Source organism: Streptomyces sp. NPDC002671, from assembly GCF_053592475.1.
In genome coordinates, this window is sequence record NZ_JBSFVU010000008.1 from 27,120 (window position 1) to 45,101 (window position 17,982).

The 17,982-nt window shown below is 70.5% G+C and carries 16 protein-coding genes; 9 read left to right on the plus strand and 7 right to left on the minus strand.

Annotation, left to right across the window (positions count from 1 at the left end):
• Positions 1–22 precede the first annotated feature (22 nt).
• Both sufB and ACWD35_RS14040 read right to left on the minus strand, forming a co-directional pair.
• The gene (gene sufB, locus ACWD35_RS14035) at positions 23–1,444 is read right to left on the minus strand and encodes a Fe-S cluster assembly protein SufB (RefSeq protein WP_451351458.1); all 1,422 of its coding nucleotides are present in this window, start codon (positions 1,442–1,444) and stop codon (positions 23–25) included.
• On the minus strand, positions 1,441–2,202 hold the full coding sequence (locus ACWD35_RS14040) for a helix-turn-helix transcriptional regulator (protein WP_451351459.1): 762 nt from the start codon (positions 2,200–2,202) through the stop codon (positions 1,441–1,443). The genes sufB and ACWD35_RS14040 overlap by 4 nt, the downstream gene beginning before the upstream one ends.
• Positions 2,203–2,397: 195 nt before the next feature.
• On the opposite strand from ACWD35_RS14040, the gene ACWD35_RS14045 reads away from it, so the two are divergent.
• The 4 genes from ACWD35_RS14045 to ACWD35_RS14060 are packed head-to-tail and all read left to right on the plus strand — an operon-like array spanning position 2,398 to position 6,093.
• Positions 2,398–3,246 (plus strand): aminoglycoside N(3)-acetyltransferase, encoded by an 849-nt coding sequence (locus ACWD35_RS14045; RefSeq protein ID WP_451351460.1) that lies wholly within the window; start codon positions 2,398–2,400, stop codon positions 3,244–3,246.
• Between the two features lie 31 nt (positions 3,247–3,277).
• Positions 3,278–4,255: an ABC transporter ATP-binding protein gene (locus ACWD35_RS14050; protein ID WP_451351461.1), complete on the plus strand. Its 978-nt coding sequence runs from the start codon at positions 3,278–3,280 to the stop codon at positions 4,253–4,255.
• A gap of 53 nt (positions 4,256–4,308) precedes the next feature.
• A complete protein-coding gene (locus ACWD35_RS14055) occupies positions 4,309–5,034 on the plus strand; it encodes an ABC transporter permease (protein ID WP_451351729.1) in 726 nt (241 codons plus the stop codon).
• Between the two features lie 48 nt (positions 5,035–5,082).
• Positions 5,083–6,093 carry a COX15/CtaA family protein gene (locus tag ACWD35_RS14060; RefSeq protein ID WP_451351462.1) on the plus strand — a complete coding sequence of 337 codons (1,011 nt, stop codon included), beginning with the start codon at positions 5,083–5,085 and terminating at the stop codon, positions 6,091–6,093.
• A 4-nt stretch (positions 6,094–6,097) separates the two neighbouring features.
• Here the strand turns inward: ACWD35_RS14060 and ACWD35_RS14065 are convergent, their stop codons facing one another.
• The 3 genes from ACWD35_RS14065 to ACWD35_RS14075 form a co-directional block, all read right to left on the minus strand.
• Complete coding sequence (locus ACWD35_RS14065) at positions 6,098–7,213, minus strand: amidohydrolase family protein (protein WP_451351463.1); 1,116 nt, start codon at positions 7,211–7,213, stop codon at positions 6,098–6,100.
• 87 nt (positions 7,214–7,300) lie between these two features.
• Positions 7,301–7,621: a hypothetical protein gene (locus tag ACWD35_RS14070; protein ID WP_451351464.1), complete on the minus strand. Its 321-nt coding sequence runs from the start codon at positions 7,619–7,621 to the stop codon at positions 7,301–7,303.
• Positions 7,622–7,746: 125 nt separating this feature from the next.
• Positions 7,747–8,736 (minus strand): heme o synthase, encoded by a 990-nt coding sequence (locus tag ACWD35_RS14075; protein ID WP_451351730.1) that lies wholly within the window; start codon positions 8,734–8,736, stop codon positions 7,747–7,749.
• Positions 8,737–9,115: 379 nt separating this feature from the next.
• On the opposite strand from ACWD35_RS14075, the gene tkt reads away from it, so the two are divergent.
• Genes tkt through pgl form a run of 5 tightly spaced genes read left to right on the plus strand, consistent with a single transcriptional unit; the run spans position 9,116 to position 15,738 of the window.
• The gene (gene tkt, locus ACWD35_RS14080) at positions 9,116–11,203 is read left to right on the plus strand and encodes a transketolase (protein WP_451351465.1); all 2,088 of its coding nucleotides are present in this window, start codon (positions 9,116–9,118) and stop codon (positions 11,201–11,203) included.
• A 33-nt stretch (positions 11,204–11,236) separates the two neighbouring features.
• Positions 11,237–12,355, plus strand: coding sequence for a transaldolase (tal, locus tag ACWD35_RS14085; protein WP_451351466.1), 1,119 nt, complete (start codon positions 11,237–11,239; stop codon positions 12,353–12,355).
• Position 12,356: 1 nt separating this feature from the next.
• Positions 12,357–13,895: a glucose-6-phosphate dehydrogenase gene (gene zwf, locus ACWD35_RS14090; RefSeq protein WP_451351467.1), complete on the plus strand. Its 1,539-nt coding sequence runs from the start codon at positions 12,357–12,359 to the stop codon at positions 13,893–13,895.
• Positions 13,892–14,959, plus strand: coding sequence for a glucose-6-phosphate dehydrogenase assembly protein OpcA (gene opcA, locus ACWD35_RS14095; RefSeq protein ID WP_451351468.1), 1,068 nt, complete (start codon positions 13,892–13,894; stop codon positions 14,957–14,959). The genes zwf and opcA overlap by 4 nt, the downstream gene beginning before the upstream one ends.
• Positions 14,956–15,738, plus strand: coding sequence for a 6-phosphogluconolactonase (gene pgl / locus ACWD35_RS14100; RefSeq protein WP_451351469.1), 783 nt, complete (start codon positions 14,956–14,958; stop codon positions 15,736–15,738). The genes opcA and pgl overlap by 4 nt, the downstream gene beginning before the upstream one ends.
• A 38-nt stretch (positions 15,739–15,776) precedes the next feature.
• Here pgl and ACWD35_RS14105 read toward each other — a convergent pair whose 3' ends face one another.
• Both ACWD35_RS14105 and ACWD35_RS14110 read right to left on the minus strand, forming a co-directional pair.
• Positions 15,777–16,616 carry a carbohydrate ABC transporter permease gene (locus ACWD35_RS14105; RefSeq protein WP_451351470.1) on the minus strand — a complete coding sequence of 280 codons (840 nt, stop codon included), beginning with the start codon at positions 16,614–16,616 and terminating at the stop codon, positions 15,777–15,779.
• Between the two features lie 10 nt (positions 16,617–16,626).
• Positions 16,627–17,982 carry an ABC transporter permease subunit gene (locus ACWD35_RS14110; protein ID WP_451351471.1) on the minus strand — a complete coding sequence of 452 codons (1,356 nt, stop codon included), beginning with the start codon at positions 17,980–17,982 and terminating at the stop codon, positions 16,627–16,629.

The following is a 17,982-nucleotide window of genomic DNA, read 5'->3' on the forward strand; positions in this document are numbered from 1 at the left end:
GACGGGGACTGCGGACCGGTGGTTAACCGACCGCGCCCTCCATCTGCAGCTCGATCAGCCGGTTCAGCTCCAGCGCGTACTCCATGGGCAGCTCCTTGGCGATCGGCTCGACGAAGCCGCGCACGATCATCGCCATCGCCTCGAACTCGCTCAGACCACGGCTCATCAGGTAGAAGAGCTGGTCCTCGGAGACCTTGGAGACGGTCGCCTCGTGGCCCATGGACACGTCGTCCTCGCGCACGTCGACGTACGGGTACGTGTCCGACCGGGAGATGGTGTCGACGAGCAGCGCGTCGCACAGCACGTTGGACTTCGAGCCGTGGGCACCCTCGCCGATCTCGACCAGACCGCGGTAGGACGTACGGCCGCCACCGCGCGCCACGGACTTCGACACGATGTTGGACGAGGTGTTCGGCGCCATGTGAACCATCTTGGAACCGGCGTCCTGGTGCTGGCCCTCGCCCGCGAAGGCGATGGAGAGGGTCTCGCCCTTGGCGTGCTCGCCCATCAGGTAGACGGCCGGGTACTTCATCGTCACCTTGGAGCCGATGTTGCCGTCGATCCACTCCATGGTCGCGCCCTCGTAGGCCACGGCGCGCTTGGTGACCAGGTTGTAGACGTTGTTCGACCAGTTCTGGATGGTCGTGTAGCGGCAGCGGGCGTTCTTCTTGACGATGATCTCGACGACGGCGGAGTGCAGCGAGTCCGACTTGTAGATCGGGGCGGTGCAGCCCTCGACGTAGTGCACGTAGGCACCCTCGTCGACGATGATCAGGGTCCGCTCGAACTGGCCCATGTTCTCCGTGTTGATGCGGAAGTAGGCCTGGAGCGGGATCTCCACGTGGACGCCCGGCGGGACGTAGATGAAGGAGCCGCCGGACCACACGGCGGTGTTCAGCGACGCGAACTTGTTGTCACCGGCGGGGATGACGGTGCCGAAGTACTCCTTGAAGAGCTCCGGGTGCTCCTTCAGCGCGGTGTCGGTGTCCAGGAAGATGACGCCCTGCTCCTCCAGGTCCTCGCGGATCTGGTGGTAGACGACCTCCGACTCGTACTGGGCGGCGACACCGGCGACCAGGCGCTGCTTCTCGGCCTCCGGGATGCCCAGCTTGTCGTAGGTGTTCTTGATGTCCTCGGGCAGGTCCTCCCAGGACTCCGCCTGCTTCTCCGTGGAGCGCACGAAGTACTTGATGTTGTCGAAGTCGATACCCGACAGGTCAGAGCCCCAGTTCGGCATGGGCTTCTTCTCGAAGAGCTTCAGACCCTTGAGGCGCAGCTTCGTCATCCACTCCGGCTCGGACTTCTTGCCCGAGATGTCGCGGACGACGTCCTCGTTCAGGCCGCGCTTCGCCGCGGCGCCGGCCTCGTCGGAGTCGGCCCAGCCGTATTCGTAGTTGCCCAGACCCTCGAGTTCGGGGTGGGCAGTCTCCGTGGGGAGAGTCATGCGGGGTTCCTCCCGGCCGTGCTTGCAGAAGCGTGGTGGCTCTGGTGATCGGTCTTCGAAATCTTGGGGATGAACGTCGTGCAGACGCCGTCACCGTGGGCGATGGTCGCCAGCCGCTGGACGTGGGTCCCGAGCAGTTCGGCGAAGATCTCCGTCTCGGCCTCGCACAGCTGCGGGAACTGTTCCGCGGCGTGCACGACCGGGCAGTGGTGCTGGCAGAGCTGCTCGCCCTGCTGCGGGAGGGGGGCGCTCCGCGCCGTAGCAGCGTACCCGTCGGCGCTCAAGGCCTTGGCCAGAGCCTCGGCGCGCCCGTCCGGGCCGGCGGCCTCGATCGCCTCACGGTAGGCGCGCGCCTGGGAGGCGATCCGGGCGCGGGCGAAGGCGGCGACCGCCTCGGGGCCGCCTTCCTTTTCGGCGATCCAGCGCAGCGCGTCCGCGGCGAGCTTGTCGTAGGACTGGTCGAAGGCGTCCCGGCCGCAGTCGGTGAGCGCGAAGACCTTCGCGGGGCGGCCACGCGTGCGCGTGCCGTAGACCCGCTGCTCACGCGCCTCCACGACGTCGTCCGCGACGAGCGCGTCCAGGTGGCGCCGCACGGCGGCCTGGGTCAGCCCCAGCCGGCCGGCCAGCTCGGCGACCGTCGAAGGGCCGTGGTCCAGGATGGACCGCGCGACCCGGTTGCGCGTCGAATGCTCACCGGTCGCGAGCTCCTCCTGGGGGGTCCCCACCGGGGTCTCCCGAGCCTCGCCGACGTTTTTCACAACGCCATTGTTGCGTAATTCCTCGGAGACTGACAAGCCGCTTCCGGATCACCGGACGGTGCCCTGCATCACTAAGGCATACCTAATCCGACCTGCGGAAACGATCTTCTGATCGATCATTCACCGCTCGCTCAAGGGCCCCTGACCAGTAAAATCAGTGGCGCCGGACACCCCCCTCGGGAAGACTCGCGAACCATGTCGACACCCCCTCCGGCCGGCCCGCTCGTCACCCGCGACTCCGTGTCGGCGCAGCTACGCCTGCTGGGTGTCGAGACCGGCGAGATCCTCCTGGTGCACTCCTCGCTCCGCTCGCTCGGCTGGGTCAACGGCGGCGCCGTCGCCGTCGTCCAGGGACTCCTCGACGCCCTCGGCCCCTCCGGCACGCTCGTCGTCCCCACCCAGTCCGGCGACCTGTCCGACCCGGCCCTGTGGGGAAACCCGCCGGTGCCCGAGGAGTGGTGGGACAGGATCCGCGTCAGCATGCCCCCGTACGACCCCCGGCTCACGCCCTCGCGCGGGGTCGGTGTGATCCCGGAGACCGTGCGGACCTGGCCCGGCGCCCTGCGCAGCGCGCATCCGCAGGCCTCCTTCGCCGCGCTCGGACCGCAGGCGCGGGAGACCACCGACGGCCACGCCCCCGACTGCCGGCTCGGCGAGCGCAGTCCGCTGGCCCGCCTGGAGCGGCTGGGCGCCCGGGTCCTGCTGCTCGGCGCGGGCTACGACGCCTGCACCAGCTTCCACCTCGCCGAGTACCGGATACCCGCCCCGCTGGTCGAGGTCGGCCGCCCGGCGCCGGGGGGTGGCTGGGAGACGGTGATCGAGGTGTCCATCGACTCCGACCGGTTCGACGAGCTGGGCCACGACTTCGAGCGGGACCGCCCGGTCGTACGCGGCAGGGTCGGCGCGGCGGACGCCCGGCTCTTCCCGGTCGCGGACGCCGTCGCGTACGCCGAGCGCTGGCTGCCGGTGCACCGGCCCCTGGAGGACTTCCCCTACCCTCCCCCACTCTCGAATCCGCTCGAGCGGGGGGACCCCCACGCCTGATCACCCCGTGCGCTCCCTAGACTCTGGACCCATGCGAAGTGAGCCCGCCCGCCCGTCTCCCGACCACCACCCCTCAAGGAGACGCTTCGCGTCGCACCCGCTTGTCGAGGCCCAAGCCCTGGTGAAGCGGTACGGAACCAAGACCGCGGTGGACGGCCTCGACCTGGTGGCCCAGGCGGGTGTGACCGCCGTCCTCGGCCCCAACGGGGCAGGGAAGACGACCACGGTCGAGACCTGCGAGGGGTACCGGAAGCCGGATTCCGGCGCGGTGCGCGTCCTGGGCCTCGACCCGGTCCGGCAGGCCGCCGAGCTGCGGCCCCGCATCGGCGTGATGCTCCAGTCCGGGGGCGTCTACTCCGGCGCCCGGGCCGACGAGATGCTGCGGCACATCGCCAAGCTGCACGCGAACCCGCTGGACGTGGACGCGCTCATGGAACGCCTCGGGCTCGGCTCCTGCGGCCGTACCTCCTACCGGCGCCTGTCCGGCGGCCAGCAGCAGCGGCTGGCCCTCGCCATGGCCGTGGTCGGACGCCCGGAGCTGGTCTTCCTGGACGAGCCCACCGCGGGCCTGGACCCGCAGGCCCGCCGGGCCACCTGGGACCTGGTGCGCGACCTGCGCGCCGACGGCGTCTCGGTGATCCTCACCACCCACTACATGGAAGAGGCCGAACAGCTCTCCGACGACGTCGCGATCATCGACGGCGGCCGGGTCATCGCCCAGGGCTCCCCCGAGGAACTGTGCCAGGGCGGCGCCGAGAACACCCTGCGCTTCACCGGCCGCCCCGGCCTCGACGTGGGCTCCCTGCTCAAGGCGCTCCCGGCCGACTGCACGGCCGCCGAGCTGACCCCGGGCACATACCGCATCGTCGGCAAGGTCGACCCGCAGCTGCTGGCCACCGTGACCTCGTGGTGCGCCCAGAACGGGGTGATGCCGGACCGGATCTCGGTGGAACGGCACACGCTGGAGGACGTTTTTCTGGAGCTCACCGGCAAGGAGCTGCGCTCGTGACGACCGCGACGGGTACGTACACCCCCAAGCCCGGGGCCGCCCCTCTCGCCCGCATGATCGCGGCGCAGGCGGCCCTGGAGACGAAGATGCTGCTGCGCAACGGCGAGCAGCTGCTGCTGACGGTCGTCATCCCGACCCTGCTGCTGGTGCTCTTCAGCTCTGTCGACGTGGTCGACACCGGCAAGGGCAAGGCGGTGGACTTCCTCGCCCCGGGCATCCTGGCCCTCGCGGTGATGTCGACCGCGTTCACCGGGCAGGCCATCGCGACCGGCTTCGAGCGCCGCTACGGCGTGCTCAAGCGGCTCGCCTCCTCCCCGCTGCCGCGCTGGGCCCTGATGACCGCGAAGACGGCGTCCGTCCTGGTCACCGAGGTCCTCCAGGTGATCCTGGTGACGGTCATCGCCTTCGCGCTGGGCTGGTCCCCGCACGGCGGTGCGGCCGGTGTGGCCGCCGTCGTGCTCCTGCTGATCCTCGGTACGGCCGCCTTCTCCGGCCTCGGCCTGCTGATGGCGGGCACGCTCAAGGCGGAGGCGACGCTGGCCGCCGCCAACCTGGTCTTCCTGCTGCTGCTCGTCGGCGGCGGGGTCATCGTCCCGCTGGAGAAGTTCGGTTCGGCCGGGCAGCACGTCCTCGGCCTGCTGCCCATCTCGGCGCTCTCCGACGGCCTGCGGGACGTGCTCCGGCACGGCGCCGGGATGCCGTGGGGCGACCTGGGGATTCTCGCCGTGTGGGCGGTGCTGGGGCTCGCCGCGGCCGGCAGGTTCTTCCGCTGGGAGTGACCCGCACAGGGTGCCCCTCGTGAACGCGTGCACAAGCGGCGGCCTACGATGGTGCGCGTGCCAAAGCTGAACCGTGCCGACGCCGCAGCGGCGCTGCGCAACCCGCTCGCCTTCATCGCCGAACGCTGGACCCCGGAGCCCCGGACGGTCCAGCGGGCGGCCCTCGCCGCGCTCGTCATGGCGGTGGTCATCGTCGTCACCGGCGGCGCCGTCCGACTGACCGGCTCGGGCCTGGGCTGCCCGACCTGGCCGACGTGCACCGACGACTCGCTGACCACGACCAGCGCCATGGGCTTCCACGGCGCCATCGAGTTCGGCAACCGCATGCTGACGTACGTGCTGTGCGCCGCCGTCGGCTGGGCGATCATCGCCGCGCGCTCCGAGAAGCCGTACCGGCGCAGCCTGACCCGGCTGGGCTGGGCCCAGTTCTGGGTCGTCATGGGCAACGCGGTGCTCGGCGGGATCGTCGTCCTGGTCGGCCTCAACCCGTACACGGTCGCCGCTCACTTCCTGCTCTCCACGGCGCTCATCGCCGTCGCCACGGTGATGTGGCAGCGCAGCCGCGAGGGCGACGCGGAGCCGCGTCCGCTGGTCGGCAGGGCCGTGCAGCAGCTGGTGTGGTTCCTGGTGGCCGCGTCCACGCTGCTCATCGCCGTCGGCACGGTGGTGACCGGCGCCGGCCCGCACGCGGGCGACTCCAGCGAGGTGGACCGGATCCACATCAGCTGGGAGACCGTCTCCAAGCTGCACGCGGTGCTGGCCTGGATCGTGGTCACGCTGACCTTCGCGCTGTGGTTCGTGCTGAAGGCGGTGGACGCGCCGAAGGGTCCGCTGGACCGGACTCGGGAGCTGTTCCTGATCCTGCTCGGGCAGGGCGTCATCGGCTACACCCAGTACTTCACGCATCTTCCCGAGGCACTGGTGGGCCTGCACATGTTCGGTTCCACGGTGATGTGGATCTGGGTGCTGCGCGTACTGCTGTCGCTGCGGGAGCGCCCGGAGGTCATGGCGGACGTGCCCGGCCCGGCCACCGAGGTGACCGTCGGCACGCGCGCGTAGCGGCTTACCGGGCGGCTGCCAGCCCGTACACCCGCCGCGCGTTCTCCGCCGCGACCATCCGCGCCACCCGCTGCGCGTCCCCCAGGGACCATGCGCCCTCGGCGACCCAGGTGCCCAGGACGCGGCCCAGGGCCTCGCGGAACAGGCGGGCGCCTACCACGTGCAGTTCGGGCAGGCCGTGGGCGCCGCTGGAGAAGAGGATCTTGCCGAAGGGGGCCAGTTCCAGGATCTCGGCGAGGACCGTGGCCGCGCGGGCGCCGGTGCGCACGAGGGCCGCACCGGAGTCGGCGTACACGTGCGGGAAGACCCCGGCCAGGTGAGCGGCGTGGCGGTGGTACGGGTAGCCGTGCAGCAGGACGAGGTCGGTTCCCAGACCCGCCGTGGCCCGGACGAAGTCCGCCAGCAGCACCGGGTCCGTGCGGTCGATGCGCGAGCCCGGCTCGCCGAGCCCGGTGTGCAGCTGGAGCGGCCGGCCCGAGGCGACCGCGATCCACAGCAGGTGCCGTAGCAGCACCGGGTCGCTCAGCTCGCCGCCCACCCGCCGCCCGGCCAGCCAGCGGCCCGCCGCGCCCCGCACCTCCCCCGGCCCCGGCGGCTCGGGCGCGAGGGCCAGGCCGTGCCGCAGGCCCGCGACAGAGGTGAAGGCGACCGCGTGTACCGCGGCCCCGTGCACCGATTCCGCGAGGTTGGCGAGGAAGGACTCCACGGTGCCGGAGGTATCGGCGACCTGCTCCGCGAGCAGTTCCAGCCGGACGATCTCACGGGCTTCGGCATCGCCCGTGGAGGCCAGCTCGGCGGGGCCGGTGAGGTCGCCGGGCAGTCCCGTGTCGACGAGGTAGGTGGTGATGCCGCTGCCGCGCAGCAGTCTGCGGCCCGACTCAAGGACGCCGAGTTCGCGGCGCCGGGCGAGATAGCGGGCGGGCGGGCAGTGGGGTTCCAGGCCCAGGAGGGGCGGACACCAGCGGCGTACGGCAAAGCCGGTCTGGGTGTCGAAGAGCGTGGTGCCGGGCGCGGGCGGCCCCTCGGTCCGGGCGAGCTGGGCCTCGAAGGTGCCCAGACCCAGCTCCGTGCGCAGTACGCCGTGGCAGTACTGGTCCACGAGGGACGGCGTTTCGATCATTCCGGCTCCCCGTAGGACGCGGTCTTACACGTCCTAACGGGTGAACGGGGTTCGAGGTCGCGGTCGGCCGCCCTCGGGGTCGGCTGTTCAGCCGCCGATCTGCATGCCCGCCATGCGCTTCCACTCGTACGGGCCCGTCTTGACCTTCGCCGCGAACTCGCCGTCGAAGGACTCGTGGACCGTGATGCCGGCCTTCTGGACCGCCTGCTCGGCGATCTCGACGCTGGGGGCCACCAGGTTGCCCCACTCGCCGTCCTCGCCGACCAGGGCGATGCGGGCGCCGCGTTCGCCGATGTAGGCCACCTGGCCCTCGGCGCCGCCGTGCGTCTTGGAGAAGGCGGTGATCTGGCGGGCGAGCCTCGCCGCCTTGCGCTCCGCCTTGGGGTCAACCTGCTGCGTGTCTGCCATGAGCAGGATGCTACTCACGCGTAGATCAGCTGACGAGAGCAGGCCTCTGTGACATAGATCAGCGCCGCTGTGACAGAGAAGTCAGCGGCGCTGTGACGCAGGCGTCAGCGTCTGTGCGACGTCAGTCAGCGAAGGAACGGGTCCACCGCGACCGCGACGAAGAGGATCGACACGTAGGTGATCGACCAGTGGAAGAGCCGCATCTCCTTCAGCTTCGCGCCGCTCACCTCGGCCTTCGCCCGGTTCTGCAGCCCGTGCGCCTCCCACAGCCAGAAGCCGCCGGCCGCGAGGGCGACCGTCGTGTAGAACCAGCCGGTGTAGCCGAGCGGGGTGAGCAGCAGGGAGACGGCGACCATGACCCAGCTGTAGATGACGATCTGCCGGGCGACGACCTTGTTGGAGGCGATGACCGGGAGCATCGGCACGCCCACGCGCGCGTAGTCCTCCTTGACCTTCATGGACAGCGGCCAGTAGTGCGGCGGCGTCCAGAAGAACATGACGAGGAAGAGGATGACCGGCGCCCACGACATGGAGTTCGTGACGGAGGACCAGCCGATCAGCACGGGCAGGCAGCCGGCGATGCCGCCCCACACGATGTTCTGCGAGGTGCGCCGCTTGAGGATCATCGTGTAGACGACGACGTAGAAGAGGAGCGCGCCGAGCGACAGCCAGGCGCTCAGCCAGTTGACGGTGAGCCCGAACAGCAGCGTCGAGACGACCGCGAGGGTGATGCCGAAGACCAGGCACTCGAGCGGGCTGACCATGCCGGTCACCAGCGGACGCTGCGAGGTGCGGTCCATCAGGGCGTCGATGTCCCGGTCGATGTACATGTTCAGCGCGTTGGCGCCGCCCGCGGAGAGGTAGCCGCCGACGCAGGTGAGCAGGACCAGCTTGAGGTCGGGCACACCCTGCTGCGCCAAGAACATCACCGGAACGGTGGTGATGAGCAGCAGCTCGATGATCCGCGGCTTGGTCAGCGCCACGAACGCCTTGACACGGGCCCCGAACGACCGGTGAACCGGGCTCTGGCTCGCACCACCGAGCTCCCCCATTGCCTTAACGGCATGGGCGGTGCCCCCACCCGTTGGACGGGATTCGACGGCCGTCACGCACACCCCTGACAGAGACATCCCAGCAAGCCTGGCCGTGTGAAGTCCCGGCAAAAGGCTCGCGCGTACCACGCCACTTTAGACGTTGCCCATACCCCGGCCTTCGCGGGGGTGGGGTCGTGTTGGCGGGGGTCGCATTCGAGGGGTCCTAGGGCTCGATTGAGCGGTCAGATGAGCGGCTCCGTATTCATGTGCCAAATGCGCTGTCGGCCAGTCGGGAGGCGGATCGCGTGGACTCCCGGCAGTCTGGAATGAGCCGAAAAAACGCACGTCCTTACGAGGGTAGGCTCGACCCGGCCGGTGGGCAGCAGTGCACCGGCGGCCGGGGTCGGGCGCGTGCCCAGACGACCGGCGACCGACATGTGGAGAGGAGCCCTGAGCCAGGGTGAGCACCAAGCCGACCACCACAGACCTTGAGTGGACCGACCTGGACCAGCAGGCCGTGGACACCGCCCGGGTCCTGGCCGCCGACGCCGTACAGAAGGTCGGCAACGGCCATCCCGGTACGGCGATGAGCCTGGCCCCTGCCGCCTACACCCTCTTCCAGAAGGTGATGCGGCACGACCCGGCCGACCCGGAGTGGGTCGGGCGCGACCGCTTCGTGCTGTCCGCCGGCCACTCGTCCCTGACCCTCTACACGCAGCTCTACCTGGCCGGTTTCGGCCTGGAGCTGGACGATCTGAAGGCGTTCCGGACCTGGGGTTCGAAGACCCCGGGCCACCCGGAGTACGGACACACCAAGGGTGTGGAGACGACCACCGGCCCGCTGGGCCAGGGTGTCGCCAACGCGGTGGGCATGGCGATGGCCGCCCGTTACGAGCGCGGCCTGTTCGACCCGGAGGCCCCGCAGGGCGAGTCGCCCTTCGACCACTTCATCTACTGCATCGCCGGTGACGGCTGCCTCCAGGAGGGCATCGCCGCCGAGGCGTCCTCGCTGGCCGGCCACCAGAAGCTCGGCAACCTGATCCTGCTGTGGGACGACAACCACATCTCGATCGAGGGCGACACCGAGACGGCGGTCTCCGAGGACACCGCTCTGCGGTACGAGGCCTACGGCTGGCACGTGCAGCGCGTGGAGGCCAAGGAGAACGGCGACCTGGACCCGCAGGCGATCTACGCCGCGGTCCAGGAGGCCAAGGCCGTCACCGACCGGCCGTCCTTCATCGCGATGCGCTCGATCATCGCCTGGCCGGCCCCCAGCGCGCAGAACACCGAGGCCGCGCACGGCTCGGCGCTCGGCGACGAGGAGGTCGCGGCCACCAAGCGCGTCCTCGGCTTCGACCCGGAGAAGACCTTCGAGGTCTCCGACGAGGTGATCGCCCACACCCGGCAGGCGCTGGAGCGCGGTGCTCAGGCGAAGGCCGAGTGGGAGAAGTCCCTCCAGCTGTGGCGGGACGACAACGCCGAGCGCGCGGCCGAGTTCGACCGGATCAGCAAGGGCGAGCTGCCCGCGGGCTGGGAGGACCAGCTCCCGGTCTTCGAGCCGGGCAAGGGCATCGCGACGCGTGCCGCGTCCGGCAAGGTCCTCCAGGCGCTCGGCGCGATCGTGCCCGAGCTGTGGGGCGGCTCCGCCGACCTCGCCGGGTCGAACAACACGACCATCGACAAGGACAGCTCGTTCCTGCCGGCGGACAACCCGCTGCCCGAGGCCAACCCCTACGGCCGCACGATCCACTTCGGCATCCGCGAGCACGCCATGGGCGCCGAGATGAACGGCATCGCCCTGCACGGCAACACCCGCGTCTACGGCGGCACCTTCCTGGTGTTCTCCGACTACATGCGCAACGCCGTGCGCCTGTCGGCCCTGATGCACCTGCCGGTGACGTTCGTGTGGACGCACGACTCCATCGGTCTCGGCGAGGACGGCCCGACCCACCAGCCGGTCGAGCACCTGGCCTCGCTGCGCGCGATCCCGGGCCTGAACATCGTCCGCCCGGCGGACGCCAACGAGACCGCCATCGCCTGGCGCGAGATCCTGCGCCGCTACACCAAGGAGTTCGGCAAGGGCGCTCCGCACGGCCTGGCGCTGACCCGGCAGGGTGTGCCGGCCTACGAGCCGAACGACGACGCCGCGCGCGGCGGTTACGTCCTGTTCGAGGCCGAGGGTGGCGAGCCGCAGGTGATCCTGATCGCCACCGGTTCCGAGGTGCACGTGGCCGTCGAGGCGCGCGAGCAGCTCCAGGCCGACGGCGTTCCCACGCGCGTGGTGTCCATGCCGTCCGTGGAATGGTTCGAGGAGCAGGACCAGGCGTACCGGGACTCGGTGCTGCCGCCGTCCGTGAAGGCCCGTGTGTCGGTCGAGGCCGGTATCGGTCTGACCTGGCACAAGTACGTCGGGGACGCCGGCCGCATCGTCTCCCTGGAGCACTTCGGTGCGTCCGCCGACGGCAAGGTCCTCTTCAAGGAGTTCGGCTTCACCGCCGAGAACGTGGCCGCCAAGGCCCGGGAATCCCTGGCCGACGCCCAGCGCTGACGCTCATATACGACACGTAGGAGATGTAATTCCATGACAGACGCACTCAAGCGCCTCTCCGAAGAAGGCGTCGCGATCTGGCTGGACGACCTGTCGCGCAAGCGGATCACGTCCGGCAACCTCGCCGAGCTGATCGACCAGCAGCACGTCGTGGGCGTCACCACCAACCCGACGATCTTCCAGAAGGCGATCAGCAGCGGCGACGGCTATGAGCAGCAGCTCGCCGACCTGGCCGCCCGCAAGGTCACCGTCGACGAGGCCATCCGCATGATCACCACGGCGGACGTCCGCGACGCCGCCGACATCCTGCGTCCCGTCTTCGACGCCACCGAGGGCCAGGACGGCCGGGTCTCCATCGAGGTCGACCCGCGTCTCGCCCACAACACGGCGGCCACCATCGCCGAGGCCAAGCAGCTGGCCTGGCTGGTGGACCGTCCCAACACCCTGATCAAGATCCCGGCCACCAAGGCGGGTCTGCCGGCGATCACCGAGGTCATCGGCCTCGGCATCAGCGTCAACGTCACGCTGATCTTCTCGCTGGAGCGCTACCGCGCGGTCATGGACGCCTACCTCGCCGGTCTGGAGAAGGCGAAGGAGCGCGGCCTGGACCTGTCGCTCATCCGTTCCGTGGCGTCCTTCTTCGTGTCCCGCGTGGACAGCGAGATCGACAAGCGGCTGGGCGCCCTGGGCACCGACGAGGCCAAGGCGCTGCGCGGCAAGGCCGCCGTCGCCAACGCGCGCCTCGCCTACCAGGCGTACGAGGAGGTCTTCTCGACCGACCGCTGGAGCGCGCTGGAGAACGCGGGCGCGAACAAGCAGCGTCCGCTGTGGGCGTCGACCGGCGTGAAGGACCCGTCGTACTCCGACACGATGTACGTCACCGACCTGGTCGCGCCGAACACGGTCAACACCATGCCGGAGGCCACCCTGGTGGCCACCGAGGACCACGGCGAGATCACCGGTGACACCGTCACCAGCACCTACGAGCAGGCCCGCGCCGACATCGACGCGGTCGAGAAGCTCGGGATCTCGTACGACGACGTGGTCCAGGTGCTGGAGGACGAGGGCGTCGAGAAGTTCGAGGCGTCCTGGAACGACCTGCTGAAGTCGACCGAGGCGGTTCTCAAGCGCCTCGCCCCCTCGGAGGGCTGAATTGTCACCCCTCGTCGGTTCCGGAGCGAACCCGCTTCGTGACCCCGCCGACCGACGGCTCCCGCGTATCGCGGGGCCGTCGGGCCTGGTGATCTTCGGCGTCACGGGCGACCTGTCCCGCAAGAAGCTGATGCCCGCGGTGTACGACCTCGCGAACCGTGGTCTGCTGCCGCCGGGCTTCTCCCTGGTGGGCTTCGCCCGCCGTGAGTGGGAGCACGAGGACTTCGCCGCCGAGGTCCACGACGCCGTCAAGGCGCACGCCCGTACGCCGTTCCGGGAGGAGGTCTGGCAGCAGCTCATCCAGGGGATGCGCTTCGTCCAGGGCACCTTCGACGACGACGAGGCGTTCGAGCGGCTGCGCGCCACCATAGAGGAGCTGGACAAGGCACAGGGCACGGGCGGCAACTTCGCCTTCTACCTGTCGGTGCCGCCGCGCTCCTTCCCGGTGGTCATCCAGCAGCTGAAGAAGCACGGCCTGGCCGACCAGGAGGGCGGTTCCTGGCGGCGCGCGGTCATCGAGAAGCCGTTCGGCCACGACCTGAAGTCGGCCGAGGAGCTGAACAAGGTCGTGCACGAGGTGTTCACCCCGGACCAGGTGTTCCGGATCGACCACTACCTCGGCAAGGAGACCGTCCAGAACATCCTGGCGCTGCGCTTCGCCAACACGATGTTCGAGCCGATCTGGAACCGGTCCTTCGTGGACCACGTGCAGATCACGATGGCCGAGGACATCGGCATCGGCGGCCGGGCGGGCTACTACGACGGCATCGGTGCCGCCCGTGACGTCATCCAGAACCACCTGCTCCAGCTGCTCGCGCTGACCGCGATGGAGGAGCCCGCCTCCTTCGGCGCGGACGCGCTCGCGGCGGAGAAGACCAAGGTGCTCGGCGCGGTCCGGCTGCCCAGGGACCTGGGCCAGAGCACCGTGCGCGGGCAGTACGCGGGCGGCTGGCAGGGCGGCGAGAAGGTCATCGGCTACCTCGAAGAGGAGGGCATCGACCCGAAGTCGAAGACCGACACGTACGCCGCGATCAAGCTGGAGATCGACAACCGCCGCTGGGCGGGCGTCCCCTTCTATCTGCGCACCGGCAAGCGGCTCGGCCGTCGCGTGACCGAGATCGCGGTCGTCTTCCAGCGGGCCCCGCACTCCCCCTTCGACCACACGGCGACGGAGGAGCTGGGCCAGAACGCGATCGTGATCCGCGTCCAGCCGGACGAGGGCATCACGGTCCGCTTCGGCTCCAAGGTGCCCGGCACCTCGATGGAGATCCGGGACGTCTCCATGGACTTCGCCTACGGCGAGTCCTTCACGGAGTCCAGCCCGGAGGCGTACGAGCGGCTCATCCTGGACGTGCTGCTCGGCGACGCCAACCTCTTCCCGCGCACCGAGGAGGTCGAGCTGTCCTGGGAGATCCTCGACCCGATCGAGGAGTACTGGGACAAGCACGGCAGGCCCGCGCAGTACCAGTCGGGCACCTGGGGCCCCGCCGAGGCGGACGAGATGCTCGCACGAGACGGACGGAGCTGGCGCCGGCCATGAAGATAGACCTGACCGACACCACCGCCGGCGAGATCAACAAGGCGCTCGTGCAGGGCCGGCGTGCCATCGGCACCCCCGCCGTCGGCATGGTCCTGACCCTCGTCATCGTCACCGACGAGGAGAACGCCTACGACTCCCTGAAGGCCGCCAACGACGCCTCGCGCGAGCACCCCTCGCGCACGCTGGTGGTCATCAAGCGGGTCTCCCGCAGCCCGCGCAACCGCACCTCCTCGCGGCTGGACGCCGAGGTGCGGGTGGGCGCGGACGCGGGCACCGGCGAGACGGTCGTGCTCCGGCTGTACGGCGAGGTCTCCGACCACGCCGACTCCGTGGTGCTGCCGCTGCTGCTGCCGGACGCCCCGGTGGTCGTCTGGTGGCCGGTGAACGCGCCGCTCGACCCGGCGAAGGACCCGCTGGGCGCGCTCGCCCAGCGCCGGGTGACCGACTCCTACGCCGCCGAGCAGCCGGTGCGGGAGCTGGCCGCCCGCGCCGCGGCCTACACGCCCGGCGACACCGACCTGTCCTGGACCCGGATCACGCCGTGGCGCTCGATGCTGGCGGCGGCCCTGGACCAGGTCACCTGCGAGGTGACGGCCGTCGAGGTGGAGGGCGAGGAGTTCAACCCGAGCTGCGAGCTGCTGGCGATGTGGCTGGCGGACCGGCTGGAGGTCCCCGTCCGGCGCTCCCTGTCGGCCGGCCCCGGTCTGACGGCGGTCCGCATGGACACCGACGGCGGCCCGATCGCCCTGGCACGGGCCGACGGCTCGCTGGCCACCCTGTCCATCGAGGGCCAGCCGGCCCGTGCGGTGGCGCTGAAGCGGCGGGACACCGCCGAGCTGATCGCGGAGGAGCTGCGCCGGCTGGACCCGGACGACACCTACGCGTCGGCGCTGCGCTTCGGCGTGGAGCGGCTGAACACGGTGCCGGAGCCCGGTGCGCCGCAGGCCGTCTCCGCTGAGCCGGTCGCCGTGCCGGTGCCGGAGGAGGAGGCCGTGAAGGCGCCGGCGAAGAGGGCGGCGGCCAGGAAGGCCACGGCCCAGACCAAGAAGGCGGCGGCCAAGTGAGCACTCCGCAGCTGGTCGTGCACCACGACAAGGATCTGATGGCACAGGCCGCCGCGGCCCGGCTCATCACGAAGATCGTGGACGCTCAGGCCTCCCGGGGCCACGCGTCCGTGGTCCTCACCGGTGGCCGCAACGGCAACGGCCTGCTCGCCGCGCTGGCGGCGGCTCCGGCCCGGGACGCCATCGACTGGAGCCGCCTGGATCTGTGGTGGGGCGACGAGCGCTACCTCCCCGAGGGCGACCCGGAGCGCAATGTCACGCAGGCCCGCGAGGCCCTGCTGGACGCGGTGCCGCTGGACCCGGAGCGCGTGCACGCCATGCCCGCCTCCGACGGCCCGTACGGCGCCGACGTGGAAGCCGCGGCGGAGGCGTACGCGGCCGAGCTGGCGAAGGCGACCGGGCCGGAGAACCACGGCTCGGTGCCCACCTTCGACGTGCTGATGCTGGGCGTCGGCCCGGACACCCACGTGGCCTCGCTCTTCCCGGAGCTGCCGGCCGTACGGGAGACCGAGCGCACGGTGGTCGGCGTGCACGGCGCGCCCAAGCCCCCGCCGACCCGGATCACCCTCACCCTGCCCGCGATCCGCGCGGCCCGCGAGGTCTGGCTCCTCGCGGCCGGTGCGGACAAGGCGGAGGCGGCGGCCATCGCCCTGTCGGGCGCGGGCGAGATCCAGGCCCCGGCGGCGGGCGCGTACGGCCGGCAGCGCACCCTGTGGCTGCTGGACGCGGCTGCGGCCTCACAGCTGCCCCGGGCGCTGTATCCGCCGGCTTCGCCGTGAGCACAGGGGTGGCGGGGGTTCACAGACCCCCGCCACCCCTATTTCACGGACCCCGCCATGACCCCCTGTACGAAGTGCCGCTGGAACGCGAAGAACACCGCCACCGGCACGATCAGGGACAGGAACGCGCCCGGGGCCAGGACGTCGATGTTGCTGCCGAACTGGCGGATCTGGGACTGGAGTTCCACGGTCAGCGGCTGGGAGGAGCTGTCGGCGAAGAGCAGGGCGACCAGCATGTCGTTCCAGACCCAGAGGAACTGGAAGATGGCGAGCGAGGCGATCGCCGGGCGCCCCACCGGCAGGACCAGCCGCGTGAAGATGCGCCACTCGCTGCCGCCGTCCATCCGCGCCGCCTCCAGCATCTCCTTCGGCAGCTCCGCGAAGTAGTTCCGCAGCAGGAACACCGCGAAGGGAAGGCCGTAGGCGACGTGGAAGAGGACGACGCCCGGGATGGTGCCGAACAGGCCCAGCTGGCCGAAGAGTTTGGCCACCGGCAGCAGGCCGATCTGCACCGGCACCACCAACAGGGCCACCACCAGCAGGAAGAGGGGCTCCCGCAACGGGAAGTCCAGCCAGGCGAAGGCGTATCCGGCGAGTGCCGCGATGACCACGACGAGCGTCGTGGCCGGTACCGAGATCAGGACCGTGTTCCAGAAGGCCTGGGTCATCCCCGCGTTCTTCAGCAGCGCCGAGTAGTTGTCGAAGGACAGCTGTCCGGGGCTCGACAGGGCCGTCCACCAGCCGCCCTTCGCCGTGTCCTGGGCCGAACGCAGGGAGGACAGGAACAGGCCCGCGAGCGGCGTCAGCCAGACCAGGCCGATCACCACCAGGAAGGCCTGCACCAGGCCGTTGCCCAGGCTCCGCCTGATCGCGTTCATCGCTGACTCCTCATCGCTGACTCCTTCGGAAACGGCGGACGTTGAAGACCATCGCGGGGATCACCAGGAGCAGCAGGAGCACACCGAGGGCGCTGCCGAGGCCCTGGTTGTTGCCGCCGCCGAAGGAGACGAGCCACATCTGGGTCGCGAGGACGGTGGCGTCCTCCTGCACCGGTCCGGGCGCGATGATGTAGACGAGGTCGAAGACCTTCATCACGTTGATCACGAGGGTGACGAAGACGACCGTCAGGACAGGGGCGAGCAGCGGGACCGTGATCCGGCGGAAGATCTGCCACTCGTTGGCCCCGTCCATCCGGGCCGCCTCCAGCGCGTCCCGGGGCAGGGTGGACAGGCCGGCGCCGATCAGCACCATCGCGAAGCCCGTCCAGATCCACAGGTACGCGCCGATGACCGCCGGTGTGACGAGGGCCGGGCCGAGCCAGGAGACGCCCTGGTACGGCGGGGCGAAGTTCGACTCCGGCAGTCTCACCGTGTACGAGCCCGTGTGCAGCCCCGGGAAGCGGAAGGAGCCGTCGGCTGCGGTGGTCGCGCTCGCGACCGTCTTCCCGTCGCGCACCGCCTCCACCTTCATACCGGGCAGACCGCTCTCCTCCGGGTCGGCCCTGCCCTGCCTGCCTCCCCCGCCGGGGGTGAAGTCCAGGTAGACGACACCGCGCAGTTCGCCGGGCGCGGCCTTCCTCGTGGCCGCCGGGTACGCGGGCGAGGCCCCCTCGGGCAGATCCTTGGGCAGCACGCCGACCATCGGGAGCAGCACCGAGTCGCCCGGCGAGGCGGTCGTACGGTACGAACCGTCCCGGTCCTGGGTGAGCAGTCCCGCGCGGCCCCGGGCCGTCGGATACGCCGATGTCTCCTTGAAGGCGTCGTGGACGGAGACGACGGCCGCGTTGAGCACGCCCTTGTCCGGGTCCTCGTCGTAGGCGAGCCGGAAGATGATGCCGGCGGCCAGGAAGGACACGGCCATCGGCATGAACAGCAGCAGCTTGAAGGCGGTGGCCCAGCGGACCTTCTCCACCAGGACGGCCAGGATCAGGCCCAGGCCGGTCAGCAGGGCGGGGGCCACGACCACCCAGATGGTGGTGTTGCGGATGGCCTTCAGCGTCGCCGGGTCGCGGAACATCTCGGCGTAGTTGTCGCCGCCGACGAACCGGGTGCCGGAGGCGTCGAAGAAGCTGCGGCCGACGGAGAACAGCACCGGGTAGACGACGAGCGCGCCGAGCAGGAGCAGGGCTGGGAACACGAAGAGCAGGGCGACCAGCCGGGCGCGCCGCCGGCCGCGGCGCCCGCGCGCCGGGCCGGCGGCGGCCCGCGGGCCCGCCTGTTGTTTCACGAGCGTGGTGGCGGTCAT

Excerpts from the sequence above, each read along its gene's own strand:
- ACWD35_RS14055 (WP_451351729.1), top strand. The coding sequence starts at position 4,309 with ATGATCGCGGCGCAGGCGGCCCTGGAGACGAAGATGCTGCTGCGCAAC.
- ACWD35_RS14105 (WP_451351470.1), bottom strand. The coding sequence starts at position 16,616 with ATGAACGCGATCAGGCGGAGCCTGGGCAACGGCCTGGTGCAGGCCTTC.
- ACWD35_RS14110 (WP_451351471.1), bottom strand. The coding sequence starts at position 17,982 with ATGACCGCCACCACGCTCGTGAAACAACAGGCGGGCCCGCGGGCCGCC.
- ACWD35_RS14045 (WP_451351460.1), top strand. The coding sequence starts at position 2,398 with ATGTCGACACCCCCTCCGGCCGGCCCGCTCGTCACCCGCGACTCCGTG.
- ACWD35_RS14060 (WP_451351462.1), top strand. The coding sequence starts at position 5,083 with ATGGTGCGCGTGCCAAAGCTGAACCGTGCCGACGCCGCAGCGGCGCTG.
- opcA (WP_451351468.1), top strand. The coding sequence starts at position 13,892 with ATGAAGATAGACCTGACCGACACCACCGCCGGCGAGATCAACAAGGCG.
- sufB (WP_451351458.1), bottom strand. The coding sequence starts at position 1,444 with ATGACTCTCCCCACGGAGACTGCCCACCCCGAACTCGAGGGTCTGGGC.
- ACWD35_RS14050 (WP_451351461.1), top strand. The coding sequence starts at position 3,278 with ATGCGAAGTGAGCCCGCCCGCCCGTCTCCCGACCACCACCCCTCAAGG.
- ACWD35_RS14065 (WP_451351463.1), bottom strand. The coding sequence starts at position 7,213 with ATGATCGAAACGCCGTCCCTCGTGGACCAGTACTGCCACGGCGTACTG.
- ACWD35_RS14070 (WP_451351464.1), bottom strand. The coding sequence starts at position 7,621 with ATGGCAGACACGCAGCAGGTTGACCCCAAGGCGGAGCGCAAGGCGGCG.
- tal (WP_451351466.1), top strand. The coding sequence starts at position 11,237 with ATGACAGACGCACTCAAGCGCCTCTCCGAAGAAGGCGTCGCGATCTGG.